General features: G+C 56.0%; 17 protein-coding genes and 1 riboswitch. Of the genes, 8 read left to right on the top strand and 9 right to left on the bottom strand.

Going from position 1 to position 18580, the window contains the following annotated elements; all coding sequences use genetic code 11:
* Window positions 1–37 precede the first annotated feature (37 nt).
* From YERSI8AC_RS05825 to YERSI8AC_RS05815, 3 genes are all read left to right on the top strand, one after another.
* Entirely contained in the window at window positions 38–814 is a 777-nt protein-coding gene (locus YERSI8AC_RS05825; protein ID WP_022520623.1) for a transporter substrate-binding domain-containing protein, read from the top strand.
* Window positions 815–880: 66 nt separating this feature from the next.
* On the top strand, window positions 881–1600 hold the full coding sequence (locus tag YERSI8AC_RS05820) for an ABC transporter permease (protein ID WP_159176311.1): 720 nt from the start codon (window positions 881–883) through the stop codon (window positions 1598–1600).
* A 9-nt stretch (window positions 1601–1609) separates the two neighbouring features.
* Window positions 1610–2440: an ABC transporter permease gene (locus YERSI8AC_RS05815; RefSeq protein ID WP_159176310.1), complete on the top strand. Its 831-nt coding sequence runs from the start codon at window positions 1610–1612 to the stop codon at window positions 2438–2440.
* A gap of 153 nt (window positions 2441–2593) precedes the next feature.
* Here YERSI8AC_RS05815 and YERSI8AC_RS05810 read toward each other — a convergent pair whose 3' ends face one another.
* Both YERSI8AC_RS05810 and YERSI8AC_RS05805 read right to left on the bottom strand, forming a co-directional pair.
* Window positions 2594–3361: a class II aldolase/adducin family protein gene (locus YERSI8AC_RS05810; RefSeq protein ID WP_159176309.1), complete on the bottom strand. Its 768-nt coding sequence runs from the start codon at window positions 3359–3361 to the stop codon at window positions 2594–2596.
* 53 nt (window positions 3362–3414) lie between these two features.
* On the bottom strand, window positions 3415–4371 hold the full coding sequence (locus YERSI8AC_RS05805; protein ID WP_159176308.1) for an NAD(P)-dependent oxidoreductase: 957 nt from the start codon (window positions 4369–4371) through the stop codon (window positions 3415–3417).
* A 213-nt stretch (window positions 4372–4584) separates the two neighbouring features.
* Window positions 4585–4747: riboswitch (TPP riboswitch) on the top strand.
* Window positions 4748–4835: 88 nt separating this feature from the next.
* Here YERSI8AC_RS05805 and tenA point away from each other — a divergent pair.
* The 3 genes from tenA (at window position 4836) to YERSI8AC_RS05790 (ending at window position 9406) form a co-directional block, all read left to right on the top strand.
* Entirely contained in the window at window positions 4836–5519 is a 684-nt protein-coding gene (gene tenA / locus YERSI8AC_RS05800; RefSeq protein ID WP_159176307.1) for a thiaminase II, read from the top strand.
* Window positions 5520–5550: 31 nt separating this feature from the next.
* A complete protein-coding gene (thiC, locus tag YERSI8AC_RS05795; protein ID WP_009287210.1) occupies window positions 5551–7455 on the top strand; it encodes a phosphomethylpyrimidine synthase ThiC in 1905 nt (634 codons plus the stop codon).
* Window positions 7456–7696: 241 nt separating this feature from the next.
* Window positions 7697–9406 (top strand): hypothetical protein, encoded by a 1710-nt coding sequence (locus YERSI8AC_RS05790; RefSeq protein ID WP_159176306.1) that lies wholly within the window; start codon window positions 7697–7699, stop codon window positions 9404–9406.
* A 134-nt stretch (window positions 9407–9540) separates the two neighbouring features.
* Here YERSI8AC_RS05790 and YERSI8AC_RS05785 read toward each other — a convergent pair whose 3' ends face one another.
* From YERSI8AC_RS05785 to YERSI8AC_RS05765, 5 genes are all read right to left on the bottom strand, one after another.
* A complete protein-coding gene (locus YERSI8AC_RS05785) occupies window positions 9541–9726 on the bottom strand; it encodes a CsbD family protein (RefSeq protein ID WP_039859265.1) in 186 nt (61 codons plus the stop codon).
* A gap of 97 nt (window positions 9727–9823) precedes the next feature.
* A complete protein-coding gene (locus YERSI8AC_RS05780; protein ID WP_022520630.1) occupies window positions 9824–10948 on the bottom strand; it encodes a DUF2955 domain-containing protein in 1125 nt (374 codons plus the stop codon).
* Complete coding sequence (locus YERSI8AC_RS05775) at window positions 10938–11999, bottom strand: HlyD family secretion protein (RefSeq protein WP_159176305.1); 1062 nt, start codon at window positions 11997–11999, stop codon at window positions 10938–10940. Before YERSI8AC_RS05775 ends, YERSI8AC_RS05780 begins: the two co-directional genes overlap by 11 nt.
* Window positions 12000–12231: 232 nt before the next feature.
* Window positions 12232–12744: a porin family protein gene (locus YERSI8AC_RS05770; RefSeq protein WP_159176304.1), complete on the bottom strand. Its 513-nt coding sequence runs from the start codon at window positions 12742–12744 to the stop codon at window positions 12232–12234.
* A 77-nt stretch (window positions 12745–12821) separates the two neighbouring features.
* Complete coding sequence (locus YERSI8AC_RS05765) at window positions 12822–13742, bottom strand: EamA family transporter (RefSeq protein WP_027959875.1); 921 nt, start codon at window positions 13740–13742, stop codon at window positions 12822–12824.
* A 186-nt stretch (window positions 13743–13928) separates the two neighbouring features.
* Between YERSI8AC_RS05765 and YERSI8AC_RS05760 the strand changes: the two genes are divergently transcribed.
* A complete protein-coding gene (locus YERSI8AC_RS05760) occupies window positions 13929–15113 on the top strand; it encodes an acetate/propionate family kinase (RefSeq protein ID WP_159176303.1) in 1185 nt (394 codons plus the stop codon).
* A complete protein-coding gene (gene pta / locus YERSI8AC_RS05755) occupies window positions 15110–17290 on the top strand; it encodes a phosphate acetyltransferase (RefSeq protein ID WP_159176302.1) in 2181 nt (726 codons plus the stop codon). Before YERSI8AC_RS05760 ends, pta begins: the two co-directional genes overlap by 4 nt.
* 88 nt (window positions 17291–17378) lie before the next feature.
* Here pta and cyoE read toward each other — a convergent pair whose 3' ends face one another.
* Both cyoE and cyoD read right to left on the bottom strand, forming a co-directional pair.
* Complete coding sequence (gene cyoE / locus YERSI8AC_RS05750; protein ID WP_022520635.1) at window positions 17379–18302, bottom strand: heme o synthase; 924 nt, start codon at window positions 18300–18302, stop codon at window positions 17379–17381.
* Window positions 18260–18580, bottom strand: a complete 321-nt coding sequence (gene cyoD, locus YERSI8AC_RS05745) for a cytochrome o ubiquinol oxidase subunit IV (protein ID WP_022520636.1) — start codon at window positions 18578–18580, stop codon at window positions 18260–18262. The genes cyoE and cyoD overlap by 43 nt, the downstream gene beginning before the upstream one ends.

Genomic DNA, 18580 nt, shown 5'->3' with positions numbered 1-18580 from the left:
CTGGAAGACAACCCCGAAAACAACAGAGGTAATCCCCATGTTCAAGACATTCACTGCTACCGCCGGCCTTATCGGCCTGAGCATTTTCGCTGCCCCTGTGTTGGCAGATAGCTACAAGATCGGGCTATCCGCAGAGCCTTATCCTCCCTTTTATGCACCAGATGCCAGTGGCAACTGGTCAGGCTGGGAAATCGATTTCATCGAGGAGCTGTGTGACCGCCTGGATGCCAAGTGCGAGATCAAGCCAGTGGCCTGGGAAGGCATCATTCCGGCCCTGAAAACCGGCAAGATTGACATGATCATCGGTTCAATGTCGATCACCCCTGAACGTGCCGAACAAATCGCCTTCTCGAATAAGTATTACTCCAGCCCCACCGGCATCCTGGCGCGCAAGTCCACTGACATAGAGCCTACTCCCGAAGGCCTGGAAGGCGCCTACCTGGGCATTCAGTCGGGCACCAACCAAGAGCAGTATGCACGCAAGCATTTCGCAGATAGCGCCAACCTGAATGTCTATCAAACCCTCAACGAAGAGCTACAGGATCTGGTCGCTGGACGTATTGATGCCATCGTCGCCGACACCCTGGCGGTACAGACCTTTATCAACTCTGAGACCGGCCAATCCTGCTGCGAATACCGCGGCGAGGTGGCCAGCGACCCTGAACTCATGAGTGAAGGCATGGGAGTAGGCCTGCGCCAGAGTGATACCGAACTTCGCGAACGGGTCAATTCAGCCATCGACGCGATGCGCGCCGATAGCACCTATGAAGAAATTAGCGCCCCTTACTTCGACTTTGATATCTACGGCAGCTAATCCCCATCAGCAAAGGCCGCCCCCCCAGGCGGCCTTTGCTTTCCAATTTCACAAGGACAAGCCACTATGACGACTGTCTTCGATTTAAGCTTGTTGGCCTATGAGCCTCCCGGCTGGGGCAAGGTGCTGCTCGTCGGGTTCATGCGCTCGATCCAGCTGGCGGCGGGTGGCTATTTGCTGGGTATCCTGATCGGCATCGCAGGTGCCGCTGGCAAACTGTACGGCAATAAGGTCGTTCGCGACCTGTTTGAAATCTACACTGTGGTCATTCGTGCCGTGCCCGAATTGGTGCTGATGCTGCTGTTCTACTATGTCGGCAGCGATCTTTTAAGCCGTGCTTCAACCGCCATGGGGTTTGACAGCGTCGATATCGACGGCCTGACCGCCGGGATTCTGGTAATAGGCTTGGTACAGGGCGGCTATGCGACCGAAGTCTTTCGCGGGGCCATTCTCGCCGTCCCCCGCGGGCAGACCGAGGCGGCCCACGCCTTTGGCATGTCGCCCGCCCAGGTGCTCCGTCGGGTCACGCTGCCAGCAATGACACCACATGCCCTGCCCGGCATGGCCAACCTGTGGATGATTGCCACTAAAGACACCGCCCTGCTTGCCGTCATCGGCTTCAGCGAGCTCACACTGGTCACCCGGCAGGCCGCTGGCGCTACGCAGCATTACATTATGTTCTTTCTGGCCGCGGGCGTGCTGTATCTGGCGCTAACGCTGATATCAAACGTGGCCTTGCGCCGCTTCGAACGCTACGCACGGCGTGGTCTTGTCTCCACACGCTGAACTCAAGGAATGCCTGTGTCTGACCCTCAAACTCTGGCGTCGCTTACCCGACCGTCGCGAACGCCCACGTTAACCAAACTGCCGGGCCTATTTGAGCCTCACCGTATTATCCTGCTTTTGATATTCATCGTCGGTCTGGTGGCCGCGATTCAACTGATGGACTGGAGCTGGCTACCCCGCTACTTGCCCAAGCTCTGGGAAGGCCTGCAGATGACTTTGATCATGCTGGTATCCAGCGTGGTGGTGGGCTTTCTGATTGCTTTGCCTTTAGGGCTTGCGCAGGTCAAAGGAGCGTGGCCGCTGCGATGGCTAGCCACCGGCTTCTGCACCGTCATCCGTGGCACGCCACTGCTACTGCAGCTGTGGCTGTTCTATTTCGGGCTGGGAGCGCTGTTCGGCCAGTTCCCGGAAATTCGTGACTCCTGGGCCTGGGACTACCTGCGCCAGGCCTGGCCCTATGGTTTTATTGCCCTCACGGTTTCATTCGCCGCCTATCAGGGTGAGGTTATGCGCGGTGCCTTTGCCGGTGTACCGCATGGCGAGCTGGAAGCCGCCAAGGCTTTCGGCATGTCGCGTCGCAAGGTTTTTAGCCGCGTATGGTTTCCGCGTGCTGTTCATCGTGCTCTACCAACGCTGACGGGCGAGATCATCCTGCAACTGAAATCCACACCGCTGGTTGCCACCATCACCGTGATGGACTTGTATGCCGTCATCACCCAGGTACGCCAGACCACTTACCTGACTTACGAACCGTTACTCTTCCTGGTCGCCGTCTACCTCTGCCTGAGCGGCGTCTTGATCGTTGGGCTGCGCTGGCTGGAAAACCGCGTACCACACTAACGGTCACTGGCCTGTGCGAGCATCACGTTTGTCAACGCTAATTCAGGACGTGGTATAACCGAAAAGGGGCCGTCCAGCAGCCCCTTTTTGCTTGTATTGATATTCGTATAGTTCTGATACTGGCTTGCTTGCCGTGCTGGCAACCGCGCCGATTTAGTCTTTATAGCTTGGATCCAGCGCCTCAAGCGTGCGCAGGTGCGCGGCCCATTCGAGTTCAAGATCGCCGTCTTCATGAATAGTCTGGTCGTATTGGCGCGCCACGTGGCGCGCCACCTCTTCTGGCACCAGCCGTAAGGGCTGGCCAGTAGACTGCGCCGCCACCTGTAGCTCACAGGCACGCTCAAGATAAAACATATTGTTGAACATCTCTGCAGCCGACGCACCGGTCGTCAGCAGGCCATGGTTACGCAACACCAATGCCGGGTTGTCGCCAAGGCTTGCCACTATTCGCTCACGCTCAGCCAGGTTCAGGGCAATGCCTTCATAATCGTGGTAAGACACCCGTTCGTGAAACTGCAGCGCAATCTGGTTAAGCCGTGTTTCAAGGCCCGACTCCAGCGACGACACCGCCACGCCAGCGCGCGTGTGAGTATGCATCACCCAGGCCGCATGGTGGCTAGCAGTATGAATCGCGGAATGGATGGTGAAACCAGCCGGATTCACTTGTTCTGGGCTGTTATCAATCTTATGGCCATCAACGTCAATCTTCACCAGCGAAGAAGCCGTAATCTCCTCCCAACGCCAACCGTAAGGGTTGATCAGGAAACGTCCCTTCTCACCAGGCACCCGCGCGGTAATATGAGTGTAGATCAGATCCGTCATGCGATAGTGGGCGGCCAGACGATAGCAGGCTGCCAGCGCGATGCGGGTTTCTTGTTCGGCGTTGCTCTTCGTGGTGCGTTGAGGCTTATCGAGACTCATCAGGTGTTCCTTTGCAGCAAAGTGATTGTCATGCAACGTGTTTAGCGTTTACGTCAGTAACCGCGCGCCCGATCAACGCCCATGGCAAGCGGCTGCCCATCGCGAAGGGCGCGGGCGGTGTCGACAACCTGCCCTGCGACCACCTCTGGCAACGAATCACTAGCAATGTGTGGCGTGATGCGTAGGCACTCATGCTGCCAGAAGGGATGATCCGCAGGCAGCGGCTCTGCACGGAACACATCCAGGCTCGCCCCACCCAAATGGCCGTGTTCGAGCGCTAGGAGAAGATCGTACTCGACCAAGTGCTCACCCCGACCGATCTGCACCAACCAAGCGTCTTTGGCGAGCTTCGCGAACAGCGCCTTGTTAAGCACGTTTTCAGTGGTAGCCGTCAGTGGCAGCACATTGATCAGATAATCGGCGCCATCCGCTGCCGCCATGACAGCCCCGTCACCTGTCAGATAGGTCACGCCTTCAACCGGGGCTTGTGGCTCGCTGCGGCAGGCTACGTGTATAGAAAAGCCAAGCGCGGCCACCGCTTTCACCACGGCGCGCCCCATGGTGCCGTGTCCCAGCACCGCCACCTTTCTTGATGCTGGCGCGCGCATCGTCAATGGCGCCCAATGCGCCTTGGCAGCATTTTGCTCCAGGGTGGTGAACTCACGCTCACGATGGAGCACCTCATGCGCGGCAAAACCCGCCATCAAGTCGGCCTGATGTGGATCCCGCACCCGGGCGATATGTACTTCATCGCTCAGGCCAGGATGCGCCAGCAGGGCATCAACACCGGCACCGATAGACATCGCCAGCTCAAGATTAGGATAGCTCTCGAAAGCCTCGTCATTGGGCAACCAGCAGATCGCAAAACGCACATCTTCAGGGTTATCGATCTCATGGGGATGGCGCAGGACGACATCACTCGCTTCATCGCGCAAGGCGTTACCATAAATGGCATCAAGGTCGAGCGAATCACTGAGATAGACGCCTAAAATCGAGTTCGTGTTGGTCATGCAACTTCCTACGGTTCACATTCGAAATAGCAGTGGCTGTAAAACAGCCACTTGTTACTCAACTGTATAATAATTCACGTACCGATGCCATGAAACGCCATTACAGCACCTAAACTCTCATCGCTGTAATGATGCTAATAAATTGTTTCCCGATAACTTTCCATGTCATACACCCTTGCATCTCCCTCACCCGCCTCCTACACTCCACCAACGAACAGCTTGACGGGGTGCCGGTGAAATCCGGCTGAGATGGCGCAGGGCGTAGCAATTAATGCTGCCGAGCGCTGATCCCGCAGAACCTGATCCGGCTAATGCGCTGCTACTTACACAAGTTCGCAGCGAGGGTACCGGCGTAGGGATCAAGCGATGGCCACGGCTGCTCTCTCACGATCGCACGCCGCCCTTCTGCGCCACTCCCTCGATCTTTTTCGCCCGCCCTCCGGATCATTACCACCGGAGGAGTCATGGGCTACCGCTTTACTGATCTCACTACCACTTGCCAGAAAGATTGGCGCGCCTATATTGAGCACGATTTTGTGCGCCAGCTAGGCACCGCCACGCTGCCCGAAGCGTCGTTTCGCCACTATTTAAAGCAGGACTACCTGTTTTTGATTCACTTCGCCCGCGCCTATGCGCTGGCTGCCTACAAAAGCCCCACCCTCGCCGATCTTCGCCAAGCCCATGAAGGCTTGAAAGCCATTGTGGATGTGGAGCTGGGCCTGCATGTGGGCTTTTGTCAGGAGTGGGGGATTTCCGAGCAAGAACTGGAGGAGCTTCCCGAAGCCAGAGCGACGCTTGCCTACACCCGCTATGTGTTAGATACCGGCAACCGCGGCGACCTGCTGGATTTGCACGTGGCGTTGGCCCCCTGCCTGGTGGGCTACGGCGAAATCGCCAACTGGCTAAACGCCCAGCCTTCCACCCTGCGCGGCGCGCAAAACCCTTTTGATGCCTGGATAGCCATGTACGAAGGCGAGGAGTTTCAGGCCGCCATGCAGGCGGAGCTTGAATGGCTGAATATCCGCCTTGCCGACATTACCTCCGCCCGCTTTGCCGAACTGAGCAAGATCTTCCGCGACGCCACCCGCCTGGAAATCGACTTCTGGCAGATGGGCCTAGAGCTGATAGACCAAGACCTCACCCACTAATTCAGCAAAACAACACAAGGAAACGACAGTAATGACTAAGACCGTAACAAGCAAAACCAGCCACTTTTTAGCCGAAACCGCCCAGGTCGATGCCGCCGCCATTGCGCCGCTGCCCGGCTCACGTAAGGTATATATCGAAGGTTCGCGCCCGGATATCCGTGTGCCGTTCCGGGAAATTTCACTGTCGCCGACCAAAACCACCGGCATTGATGAAGAGAACCCGCCACTGCTGGTGTACGACACTTCAGGCCCCTATAGCGATCCGGATGCTAACAATGACCTGCGCCGCGGTCTGCCGGAACTACGCCGAGCCTGGATTGAAGAGCGTGACGATACCGAATTTCTATCAGGCCCCACGTCTGATTACGGCAACCGCCGCGCCAACGACCCGACGCTTGCCCAGCTGCGCTTTGATCTAACCCGCACACCACGCCGAGCAAAACCGGGCAAGAACGTGACCCAGCTGCACTACGCCCGCCAGGGCATTATCACCCCGGAAATGGAGTTTATCGCCTTGCGCGAAAACCAGCGCCGTCAAGCGCTAGGTACCGCTGAAGTAGAGCGCATTCTGGGCCATCAGCACAAAGGCCAGAGCTTTGGCGCCAGCCTGCCGGAAGAAATCACCCCTGAGTTTGTGCGTGATGAAGTCGCCAGAGGGCGGGCGATTATTCCCAATAACATCAACCACCCAGAAAGCGAGCCGATGATTATTGGCCGTAATTTCCTGGTCAAAATTAACGGTAATCTGGGTAACTCAGCGGTGACTTCTTCTATCGAAGAAGAGGTAGATAAGATGACCTGGGGCATCCGCTGGGGCGCGGACACCATTATGGACCTCTCCACTGGGCAGAACATCCACGAAACCCGCGAGTGGATTTTGCGCAACTCGCCGGTGCCGATTGGCACAGTGCCTATCTATCAGGCGCTGGAAAAGGTCAAAGGCGTGGCCGAAGACCTCACCTGGGAAGTCTTCCGCGATACGCTGATCGAGCAGGCCGAACAGGGCGTGGACTACTTCACCATTCACGCGGGCGTACTGCTGCGCTATGTGCCGCTCACCGCCAAGCGGGTCACCGGCATTGTCAGCCGCGGCGGCTCGATCATGGCCAAATGGTGTTTGTACCATCACCAGGAGAGCTTCTTGTACACCCACTTCGAGGAGATCTGCGAGATCTGCAAGCAGTACGATGTGGCGTTCTCCCTCGGTGATGGCCTGCGTCCTGGCTCAGTGGCCGATGCCAATGACGAAGCACAGATGGCGGAGCTAAAAACCTTGGGCGAGCTGACCCATATTGCCTGGAAGCACGATGTGCAGGTGATGATCGAAGGCCCCGGCCACGTGCCGATGCACCTGGTGAAAGAGAACATGGATAAGCAGTTGGAATACTGCGACGAAGCGCCCTTCTATACCTTAGGCCCGCTGGTAACCGATATAGCCCCCGGCTACGACCACATTACCTCGGGCATTGGGGCGGCGATGATCGGCTGGTTTGGCTGCGCCATGCTCTGCTACGTCACCCCCAAAGAGCACCTGGGCCTGCCCAATAAAGACGACGTCAAAACCGGCATCATTACCTACAAGATTGCTGCCCACGCGGCGGATCTCGCCAAGGGCCACCCGGCAGCGCAGCGGCGGGATAATGCACTCTCTAAGGCACGCTTCGAGTTCCGCTGGGAAGACCAGTTCAACCTGGGGCTAGACCCGGATACTGCTCGGGAGTACCACGACGAAACCCTGCCCAAAGACTCCGCCAAGGTGGCACATTTCTGCTCCATGTGCGGGCCAAAGTTCTGCTCCATGAAGATCAGCCAGGAAGTACGTGACTATGCCAACGAACATGGTCTAAACGGCGATCAGGAAGCGGTGATGAAAGGCATGGAAGAGCAGGCAGAGAAGTTTCGCAACAAAGGCAGTGAGCTGTATCAGGAAGTTTAAAATAGCGACTTACTGAACAGCATTGTGACTATATGTGGCCCTTGAGTCTTAGCAAAACTCAAGGGTCACATTAATATCTAATCGCCACAGGCCAGCCACTGAATTTGCTCTAAGAGTATTTAAAAGTAATTACCGTCCAAGTAGATTAATTATACATTGCTCGTGTATGATTCTCATTTGCGCAGCGCTCTGTTCATAGCGTTTTATTTAAAACCAACACCATTCAAAGAACCGATTCCAGATGAAAACCAAACTTTACTTGGCGGTAACCGTTGCTCTGCTTAGTGCAGGCATGTTAACTGGCTGCAGCGATGATAACGAACCAACAGCCGCAGGCACACAGGAGGAAGCGCCGAAAAATAATGCAGCTCTCATGCTGAAATATATTCCGGCTGACTCTCCCTACTTCATGGCAACACGTGAAGCAATGCCTGAACAAGATGCTTTTGATCGTTATCAACGCATGCAGCCCAAGGCTAGCATTGAGTCTAGTCTGGATGAGCTACGCGAGACACTGCCCGAGATAGACGATGAAGTGATGCATTCGTTGATGACGGTATTGATCGCCATGAGTGAAGAGCTGGTCGATGTTGAAACGCTGGACGATGTCCATGCGCTGGGCCTGAAAATGAACCCTCAGGCCGCCCTCTATGGGTTGGGTATCTTGCCTGTTTTACGTATGCAACTGCAGGATGAAGATGCCTTCCGCGAAACGCTGCAACGCATTTTGACCAAAGCAGACATTAACCTGAGTACGGCCACCACCAACGACACCGAATACTGGGTGCTGACGCCTGAGGGGCCCGTCAAGGCGATTCTAGCCATTGACGACCAGCAACTGCTGGTGTCTGTGGTACCACAGAATGCTAGTGACGAGCTGCTAGCACAAGTGCTGGGTAACACTCTGCCCGACAGCAGCATCGGTGATACCGATGCACTGGCAGAGCTTGAAAAGCGCCATGGCTTTACACCTTACGGCGCAGGGAAAATCGACTCCTCACGCCTACTTAATGAGCTGAGCACCCCCACTCACTCAGGTACTCAGGCACTGATGGAAGCGGTTGATGCCGAGCAATTGGATTTATCCGCCTGCCAGGCAGATATCGACCGTATCACGAACCGCTTCCCTGGCCTTGTAATGGGCTCGCGCGAGAACGATCTTGACCGCATGGAAATGAACCTGATTCTAGAAACCGATGAGGATATTGTCAGCGACCTGCGCACTCTGACGACTCAGGTGCCGGGCCTAGGTAGCACAGAAGGTATGGCCAGCTATGGCTTAGGTCTGAACATGCCGCTGTTGGTTCAGACCGTTCAGAAATATGCTCAGGAAGTGCGCCAGAACCCCTTCAGCTGTGATGAACTACAAGATCTGAACAGCTCCTGGAATGAGATCAACATGGCGATTAATAACCCGATCACCATGATGATTGGTCAGTCACTATCTGGCTTCAGAGCTCGTATCAACAGTCTGACAATGACAGACGGCGAACCTACCATGACGGGGCTCCTGACGCTTGCTTCACAAAATCCTCTTTCCCTGCTTTCTGCCGCAAGCTCTTTCGCGCCGGAGTTAGGGACTCTAGGGCTTGAACCCGGTGGGGAAGCCAAGCAAGTCGAGAGCATGATGCTGCCCCCTGAGGCACCGGAACTCTACGCCGCCATGTCTGACACGGCTATTGTACTGGGCGCTGGTATCAGTGATTCGGCGACACTGCAGAAAGAGCTGGAAGCCCCTGCCTCAGAGCGCAATCTGCTTGTTCATGGACACATAACAGGCGAGTTCTACCACTCACTGGCCAACTTTGTGGAACAGATACCATCAGATGATTTGTCAGCGTCCGATATTGATATGCTCAAGCAATATGGTGACATCTACAAAAACATGGAGTACTGGTTCAGAGTAGATGACGCTGGCGTGGAAATGAGTTTATCGCTGGAATTAAACTAAGATCAGGCCGCTTCAATAATGCGAAAAACCTGCTAGTGGGTTAGCGGTTTTTTCGTTTGAGCAAGACAACTGTTTAAAACCACTTAAACGCCAACAGGGGGCCGAAGCCCCCTGTTGGTATCAGTGTTACATAACTAGCGCTGTTTTTTCTGGCTCTCCTTGGCGTCGCCTTTGCCTTTTTGCAGTTCGCCTTTAGCCTGCTGGGCCTTACCTTTGGCTTCAGTTTTAGCGCTTCCTGTTGCCTTGCCCGCGGCTTCTTTCACTTTTCCCGCTGCTTTGTTGGCCGTTCCTTTCGCTTTATCTTCTTTACCAGTTGCCATGACGAACACCTCTAATCCGTTAGTAGGGAAACACATCAAATCACACGTCGACACATTCATCAGAGTAGCCTTTATTAAAAAAGTTGCGCTAATTAATTTAGGCCGGGTTGTTGGCGGGTAACCGCGTTGGTGCCCAGCGGTTCAACACGAAGTGCAGGGAAGCCATAGCCAGAAGCGTAAGAACCAGTGCCACACTCATGGAAGAGAAGCGATAGAGCGCGCTATACACCAGATCCTGCTGCGGGCCTAACGACTGGCCAAACAGAATCCCCAGAGTGGTCAGTCCACCAAAGCCAATCCCTGAACCGCCCCCTTCATGGATATGCTCCCGAGCGAAAAGCATTAACCCCAGCCAGTAGAGCAACACCACCAGCAGGAAATGGTGGCTCTGGGTATATAAGAATAACTGCATTAATAGAGCCAAGTTGCACCCTAGTAGGGTTCCTATGGCTCGCTTACCGGCTGATACTTTCGCTCCAGAGTACCCCAGCGTAAACAGCACCAGGATGGTCGCCATCTGCGCAGAGAGCGACCCTTGCAAGTCGAACATCTGAAACACTACAAATGAGAGCGTGGCGGTTAATCCACCGATTAAAGTTTCATGGCGAATTTGCGAGGGTGTTTTGGTAACCCTGGGCGGCGGTTTGCGGGCTTCCACGTCGGGAAACAGCGTATGCATCAGCATGGCAATAAACACCGCCAAGCCACTGGCGACGAGATTACAGGCCAGTAAATCGCTCAAGTCCACATTGGGGTAGCTGGCGAAGTGAAGCAGAATGCTGAGCGTCAGCACACCGTTGGCGCCAAACAGAAACAGCGGCCCTTTCGCCATCAGGTTAAAGCGAAACAGAAAAATGCCCATCACCACCAGGGTCATCACCACCGGTATATGTTTGAGTAACCCCACCACCAGGCTGACTTCAAGCACGTTAAGCGATACGTTGGCTAAAAACTGGCGAATAATATGGCCATTCAGAATCGGCACCATGCCCAGCAAGAACATCGGGAAAACAGTAAAAAACACCCCGTAGTTCCAGCCCATTAGCTGGCTGACCACAAACCCCAGCGTGCCACCACCGGCCACCCGCAAGCACTGACGCAGGCCGTTTTGGGTTAACACCGGGCGAGCAGTTCGCTGGGCATTAGCCCCGCCGCGCCTCCCCCACCAACCTTTAAACGGGGTCAACAACAGGCGCTTAATATACGGGCTCTTAATAAACATAGTGCAACCAGCTGATCAGATGTGCCTGTAACCACACAAATGGTTTGGCCAAAGCAGCATCTCCTGGCTGAAGCTGCACCGTGGCGCGGGCTCCGCTGGGTAATAAATTCGCGATTGGCTGAGTTAGCACCAGGTGTACACGCATCCGCTGGGCATCGCGTATCCAGCGATCGGTGGTGGGAATATCAGCCAGTTGACCATCGGCAGCCAACTGTCCTTCACGAACACCGGCATCCATGGCGAGCACTTGCGCATCAAATACCTGGCCTGGCCAAGCATCAAACACTACTTGCGCTGCGTCACCAGGTGCCGCATGGCGCAGGCTCTTTTCGCGAAAATCGGCAATGACATCTATCGTATCCGCCACTACTGCTACCGCTGGCTGCCCCGCCTGAACGTAGTCGCCTACATCTAGCTGCAGGTTGGAAACACTTCCGGCTTGCGCAGCGCGCACCTGGGTATGAGCAAGATCCAACTGCGCCTTGGAAAGCGCATTGTCTGCTTGGCGCAAACGCAGATTCGTCTCTCCGGCCTCGCCCAGTTGCACTTCCAGGCTGACGATTTTAGCCCTGGCTGCCGCCACACTGGCCTGTGCGGTACGCTCAGCAGCCACCTGCTGTTCGTACTGTTGGCGCGATACGCTCTGCTGTGCCACAAGGGTTTCAGCACGCTGAAGTTCTCCCCGACGCTCGGCAGCCGTTGCCTCAGCGGACGCCAGCTCCGCTGAGGCAGAGGTAAGCTCTGCTTCCAACCGGGCATTCTCCCGCTCGGCCTGTTCGCGATTAAGCTGCGCCTGCTCAACGGCTAATCGAAACGGCGCAGGGTCGATCTGAAACAGCACATCGCCTTTTGCTACATGCTGGTGATTACTGACCAGCACCTCACTCACTGGGCCGCTGAGTTCGGGCGCTATTCGCGTGACCGGCCGCATCACTCTCGCCTCGGGCGTCATGGGCATAAAGCTATCGGCCACCAGAAAATAGATAAAAAGCAGTACAAAGGTAGCAAGGGCTACCCTCACCCATCGGGCAAATATTTGATCGGGGGTCATGCAGAGCTCACTTGTTAGCCACCAGGAAACCACCTGGCCAGCGCCTCTCAACGGGCGCGCATCGTGTAGGGAATCGCATAGGGGACTTTAGTCTAACAACCAATTAGCGCGCTAACAATATATCTATGTCTATCTACTGCTACATAAACGCTCTCTACAAGCCTATAAACAAAAACCCCATGGCATAAAGGCCATGGGGTTTAGTCATTCGCTACGCTGTTACGCTAAGGATTTAGAACCGGTAGCGTAAACCTACGCTTGCAGCATCAAAGGAGTAAGCTGATTTATCCAGGTAGCGCATATAGTCCGCGCTGAGGGAGAGGTTTCTGGCCACATCCATCTCAGCGCCTGCGCCGTAGGAGAAGTCGCTTTCGCTGTCGCCGCGGTCAAACTCTACTTCCGTAAAACCCGCCAGGCCATAAAGACGTACTTCAGGTGCTATGGGAATAATCCCTTTAGCATAAGCACCCGCTACATAGTCTAATTCGGCACCACCGTCGGAACCGCCCGTACCTAAATGACCTTCAATGCCAAAGTAGTCATTGAACTGGGCACCGCCGCGCAGGCGTAAGCCTACGTCATCACGGGACGAGCCTCTGTCTGGATCCAGACTCCAGAACATGGCATCAGCGCTCAGGTAAGCTTGCGGATAACCGGTAGACTGTTGTGCTTGAGCAGTGGTTGCAAATGCGCCTGCACCCACCAGGAGTACCGCCGATGTAAGTGACAACATGGACATCTTCATAGCTTGCACCTCAGTTAAAAAACAGTGTTTCCTTACACATTTGTATTGTGATTCATAACTATGAAGAACGCAAACATTTACCGCCCCTTGGATAAGCTCAGCACGACAATACCGCCAACGACGACTGCCCCACCTACCAACTGGCCGGGGCTAAGCATTTGCCCCAACACAAAGTAACCCAGCACCAGGGAGGCAACCGGCTCGATATTCATCACCGGTGCGTTGCGTGCCATATCGAGTCGCGGCACAAAAATAAACAGCGTCGAAAACGCCGAACCATACAGCAGACCAAGCAACGTCAGCCCTAGCCAGCCGGTACTGTTATCCGGCAGGCTCATACCCCCTGGCACTACACCGGCGATGCCGCCAATGATCATGACAATAAACACGGTCTGCATGGTCAACAGGCTGCGCAGGGTACTGCCCACTCCTGCAAGGCGGTGCTCGGTAACCCACAGCGCGCAGGCAAATACGAAGGCCGCCATTAATCCAAAACCAATGCCTGCTATCCACCCCGGCCCCATGCCATCGGCGCTGGCAATCCATGAGGGAATATCCAGCACCACCAGTAAGCCGATTAAAATCGTGCCCATGATCAGACAGCTACGCAGAGTAGGACGCGGGCCGCCCAACGCCCAACTGAGCAGCGCCAGCTGAATAGGAAAGGTATTGACCAATAGCAGTGCGATCACCACAGGCAGCCTGGCCACCGCCGAGTAGAGGCTAACGCTTTGGATCGCAATCAGTAGCCCCACGGTCAGTTGCCACGGCCAAGATCCCGCGGGCAGCCACAAGCGCTTTTTCTGCACGATGACTAGCGCCACTAAAATCAGGCAGGCAACCCCCGAGCGGGTTAATACCGCCAGTAACAGACCGGTGCCATTATCAAACGCCAGCCGAGCTGAAACGTGATTGGCGGCGAACATGGTGGCCACGGTCATCATTAACAGAATGGCCAAATGGCGCGGCAGTAGTTTCGGCAAAGAGGACGCTGACATAAGAACGGTACGGCTCGTTATAGAGGTGAAGGTGTAAGATGGCGAGTAGCCAGGTAGGCAAAGATCCCAGCATGCCAAGCTTTTGCCTAGAAGGCTAACGAAAGCCTGACGCTGCTTTTGCGCGCTGCAACATGTTAAACTAAAGTCTACCCCTTTGCTCAATAACCTCCTAGCGAAAAGGTTTTTATGAACGCACCGGTGCTGGTCATTAACTGCGGTTCCTCCTCTATTAAATACGCGTTGATTAATTCCGACCCTCAGGCACCGCGACTTGAGGGCATAGCGGAACGCTTAGGTAGCGAGGATGCACGCCTCAAGGGCAAAAACAGCGCCGGTGATCGTTTCAGCCAACCACTTCCTGGCGCTGACCACACCCAAGCACTTAACGCGATCCTTGAGCGTATGGAGGGCCGATTACCAGCGGCGGTGGGCCATCGCATCGTGCATGGCGGCGAGCACTTCACCCAGGCCGCACTCATCGACGCTAGTGTCATTGCGGCTATCCAAACCACCGCAGCACTTGCCCCCCTTCATAACCCAGCAAATTTAGCAGGTATTGCGGCGACCCAGAACGTCTTTCCTGAGCTGCCCCAAGTGGCAGTGTTCGATACCGCTTTCCACCAAACCATGCCGCCGCGTGCTTACCGGTACGCACTACCAGAAAGCCTCTACGCTGAGCATGGCATTCGCCGCTACGGCTTTCATGGCACCAGCCATGCTTATGTTAGCCAGCGGGCGGGCGAACTGAGTAGCCGTGGCACAGGCGGCTGGCTGACTGCCCACCTGGGCAATGGCTGCTCCACCAGCGCGGTGTGGAACAATCAAAGCCAGGATACCAGCATGGGCCTTACCCCACTGGAAGGCTTGGTGATGGGCACCCGCAGTGGCGACGTTGACCCTGGCCTGCACGCCCACCTGCACCGCCAACTGGGCTGGTCGCTAGACAAAATCGACGACGTGCTCAATAAAGAGAGCGGCCTACTGGGCCTTTCAGGCTTAACCAACGACATGCGCGAAATTGAGGAGGCTGCTGAAAAAGGGCACGCCACCGCACAGCTGGCGGTAGAGGTATTCTGCTACCGGATCGCTAAATCTCTGGCGGGGCTCTCCTGCGCCCTGCCCCAGCTTGATGGGGTTATTTTCACCGGCGGTATCGGCGAAAACTCGCCGATTGTACGTCGCCGTGTGCTCGCCCTATTGCCCCACTTCGGCTTTGCGCTGGATAACGACGCTAACGAAGCGACTATCCGCGGCAAAGAGGGCAAGCTGGATAGCGCCAGCCATGAAGGCCCCCAGGTGTGGGTGATCCCTACCGATGAAGAAGGCCGCATTGCCATGGAAACCCGCCACTGCCTAGAGACACGTGTATGACTCACCCCGACCAGCCACAAGCGATTCTGTTAGTGCCTACCAGCCAGGGCGTCGGGCTTACCTCCGCCTGTCTGGGGTTAATTCAAGCGCTGGATACAATCGGCCTGAAAGCCGGGTTTTTAAAGCCGTTTATGCAGAACGAGCTGAACGGCCCAGGCCTGGATCGATCCACCGCATTGGTTTCCCGGGCACTCAATCAGCGCCCGCCTTCGCCGATTTCCCAGGCACGCCTTGAGCGCTTGCTGCGCGACGACCAAATCGATGAGCTGATGGAAAATGCCGTCGAGCTCTATGAACAGGTTGTTCAACAGGCCCACCGCGATGGCAGCACCCTAGACCTAGTCGTGGTAGAGGGCGTAGTGCCCACTCAGCACACCACCTACGCCACCCAAACCAACGCCCAGCTCGCCAACGCGCTTAATGCGCGAATTATTCTTGTCGGATCCGGTGATTTAAAAGAGCCCCAGGCGCTGGCCGAGCAGCTTGATATGCACGCCCGCAGCTTTGGCGGGGTTAGCTCCAGCCGCACGCTGGGCGGCATTTTGATGCGCATGAAAAATCTGCCCTACGCGCAGGAAGATGATCTTTCTGCAGCACCGGGCACCTTCAAACCGCAGTTGGAAGAGTCAGTGCTCGCTGAGCTGCGCCAGTACTCCCCCGCCCTGGCGACCGATAAATTCCACCTGATTGGTGTGGTGCCTTACAGCAAAACGCTTAGCGCCCCGCGCACCCTGGATGTGGCCCGAGCGCTTAATGCCAAGTTGTTGAACGAAGGCGAGGCAGCCAGCCGTCGGGTACTCTCCACCAGCCTCTGCGCCCGCAGTGCTGCCAACGCACTGCATATTTTCACCCCTGGTAGCCTGGTAGTGGCTTCCGGTGACCGTGATGATGTGGTGCTGGCCTCAGCGCTGGCGACCATGAACGGTATTCAGCTAGCGGGCGTACTGTTGACCAACGGCTTTATGCCCAACGACAGCATGATCGAGATGTGCCGCCCCGCGCTCAAAACGGGTCTACCGGTCTTGGCAGTAGAAACCGACAGCCTGACCACAGCACAGCACCTCAGCCAGCTAAGCAGCGAAATCCCTATGGACGACTTCGAACGCGCCGAACAGGTGGCCCGTTACGTCGCAGCCCATATGGATCTTGAGTGGTTGAAAGCCCACCTGAGCAGCGGTTATACCCGCCGCCTTTCACCTTCAGCGTTTCGCCACCAACTGGTTAAACTTGCCCAGTTGGCTAAAAAGCGCGTAGTGCTGCCGGAAGGAGATGAACCGCGCACCGTAGAAGCGGCAATAATCTGCCAGCGCCGCGGCATTGCCGACTGCGTACTGCTGGGTAAGCGCGACGATATCGAAAATGTAGCGCGCAACCGCGGTCTGACACTGCCAGAATCGCTGACGATTGTTGACCCTGAAAGCACCCGTGCGAACTATATTGGCCCGATGGTCGAGCGTCGTCGTGGCAAACTCAACGAGCTAACCGCCGAAGCGCAGTTGCAAGATAACGTGGTGCTCGGCACCATGATGCTGCAGTTAGATGAAGTCGACGGACTAGTTTCCGGCGCCGTACACACCACCGCCAACACCGTGCGGCCCGCCTTCCAGTTGATTAAAACCGCGCCGGAGTATAATCAAGTCTCGTCGATTTTCTTTATGCTGCTGCCCGAGCAGGTGGTGGTCTACGGCGACTGCGCGGTGAATCCCGACCCAGACGCTGAAACCCTGGCCGAAATCGCCCTACAAAGTGCCCGCTCCGCTGAAGCCTTCGGTATCGAGCCACGTGTCGCCATGATCAGCTACTCCACCGGCGACTCCGGCACCGGCGCGGATGTGGATAAAGTCCGCGAAGCCACCCGGATTGCTAAAGAACGCGCGCCGCACCTGGCCATCGACGGCCCGCTACAGTACGACGCCGCCGCTATCGAGAGCGTGGGCAAACAGAAAGCCCCCGACTCGCCAGTGGCAGGTAAAGCCACCGTGTTTGTGTTCCCCGACCTCAACACCGGCAATACCACCTACAAAGCAGTGCAGCGTAGCGCCCGCGTCGTGAGCGTTGGCCCCATGCTGCAAGGGTTGAACAAGCCAGTGAATGACCTTTCCCGGGGCGCACTGGTCGACGATATCGTTTACACCATTGCGCTAACCGCCATTCAGGCCAGTCAGCGGGAAAGCTGAGTTACAGAAACTTTCCCTAGCCAATAAAAACGCCCCAAGCAGATAACTGCTTGGGGCGTTTTATTAACGACTTAACGGTATGTGAAGGCTAGACCAACATCGGCACCATCGATTCCAACACCATGACTAAACTCATCGCGGTGATGGTAAGAATAGAGACGCCAAACACCTTTTTGGCCCAGCGCACATCGTCATCTAAACGGTAGCCGCGCAGTGCCAAGTAGAGCCAGTAGCCGCCCATGGTCAGCGCCACGCACAGATACCCAGCGCCCGCTTGGCTGGCCAGCCCTAGCGCCAGCGAGGCGGGAATAAACGCCACAATGTAGCCAAGGATATGGTGTTTGGCCATTTTCACCCCGCGCACCACCGGCAGTACCGGAATCGATGCCCGTTGATAATCGGCGTAGCGGAAGATCGCAATCGCATAGGAGTGCGGCATCTGCCACAGGCAGAAAATCACCAGCAGCATAATGGCACCGCTGTCGAACTGACCGGTCACGGCGCAGTAGCCTACCACCGGCGGCATGGCGCCGGAGAGGCTGCCTACCAAGGTGCCGTACTCCGAGCGGCGCTTCATATAGAGGCTATAAAGCCCCACATAAACGCCCCAGCCAATGACCGCCAAGGCAACGGTTAACCCGTTGGTGCCCAGCGCCAGACACACCACCCCCGACACACCCAGCAGCGCCGAAACGCCCAGTGCCTGGGTAATAGAGATGCTGCCTCTTACCAGGGGGCGATGGCGCGTACGCGCCATCAATGCATCAATATCGCGGTCAATAACGTTGTTACACGCACAGCCTGACGCGATGATTAATGCAATCCCCACCATGACCGAGACAAAGCTGAGCCACTCGAACTGCCCCTGGGCGGCGAGAAAATAGCCCCCCAGGGTGGCAATCAGGTTGCCGCCGATAATGCCCGGCTTGGTCAGCTCGAGCAGATCCCGCCAGCGGCTGGGCGCTGAGATTAGCCGATCATCATGTTGAGATGCAGATGCTGCATGATCCACAGCGAGCCTCCTACCACTAGGACGAGAATCGTCAGTGTGAAGACGAAGGACATCAGATTCCAGCCTTCGTCGGCTTTGGTACTCATGTGCATAAACATGACCAGTTGCACCAGTATCTGCAACACTGCGGTCACGGCTATCACAATCACGGTAGCCAATACGCTAAAAGCGCCACTCATCACCACCGCAAAAGGGATAATGGTCAGTATCAGCGACAATACCAGTCCTGTCACATACGACTTAACGCTGCCATGGGCATTGGTTGAACTTGCACTCAT

The organism is Halomonas sp. 113 (assembly GCF_904067645.1).
GTDB classification, from domain to species: domain Bacteria; phylum Pseudomonadota; class Gammaproteobacteria; order Pseudomonadales; family Halomonadaceae; genus Vreelandella; species Vreelandella titanicae.
This window is presented reverse-complemented; position numbering and strand designations above follow the sequence as displayed.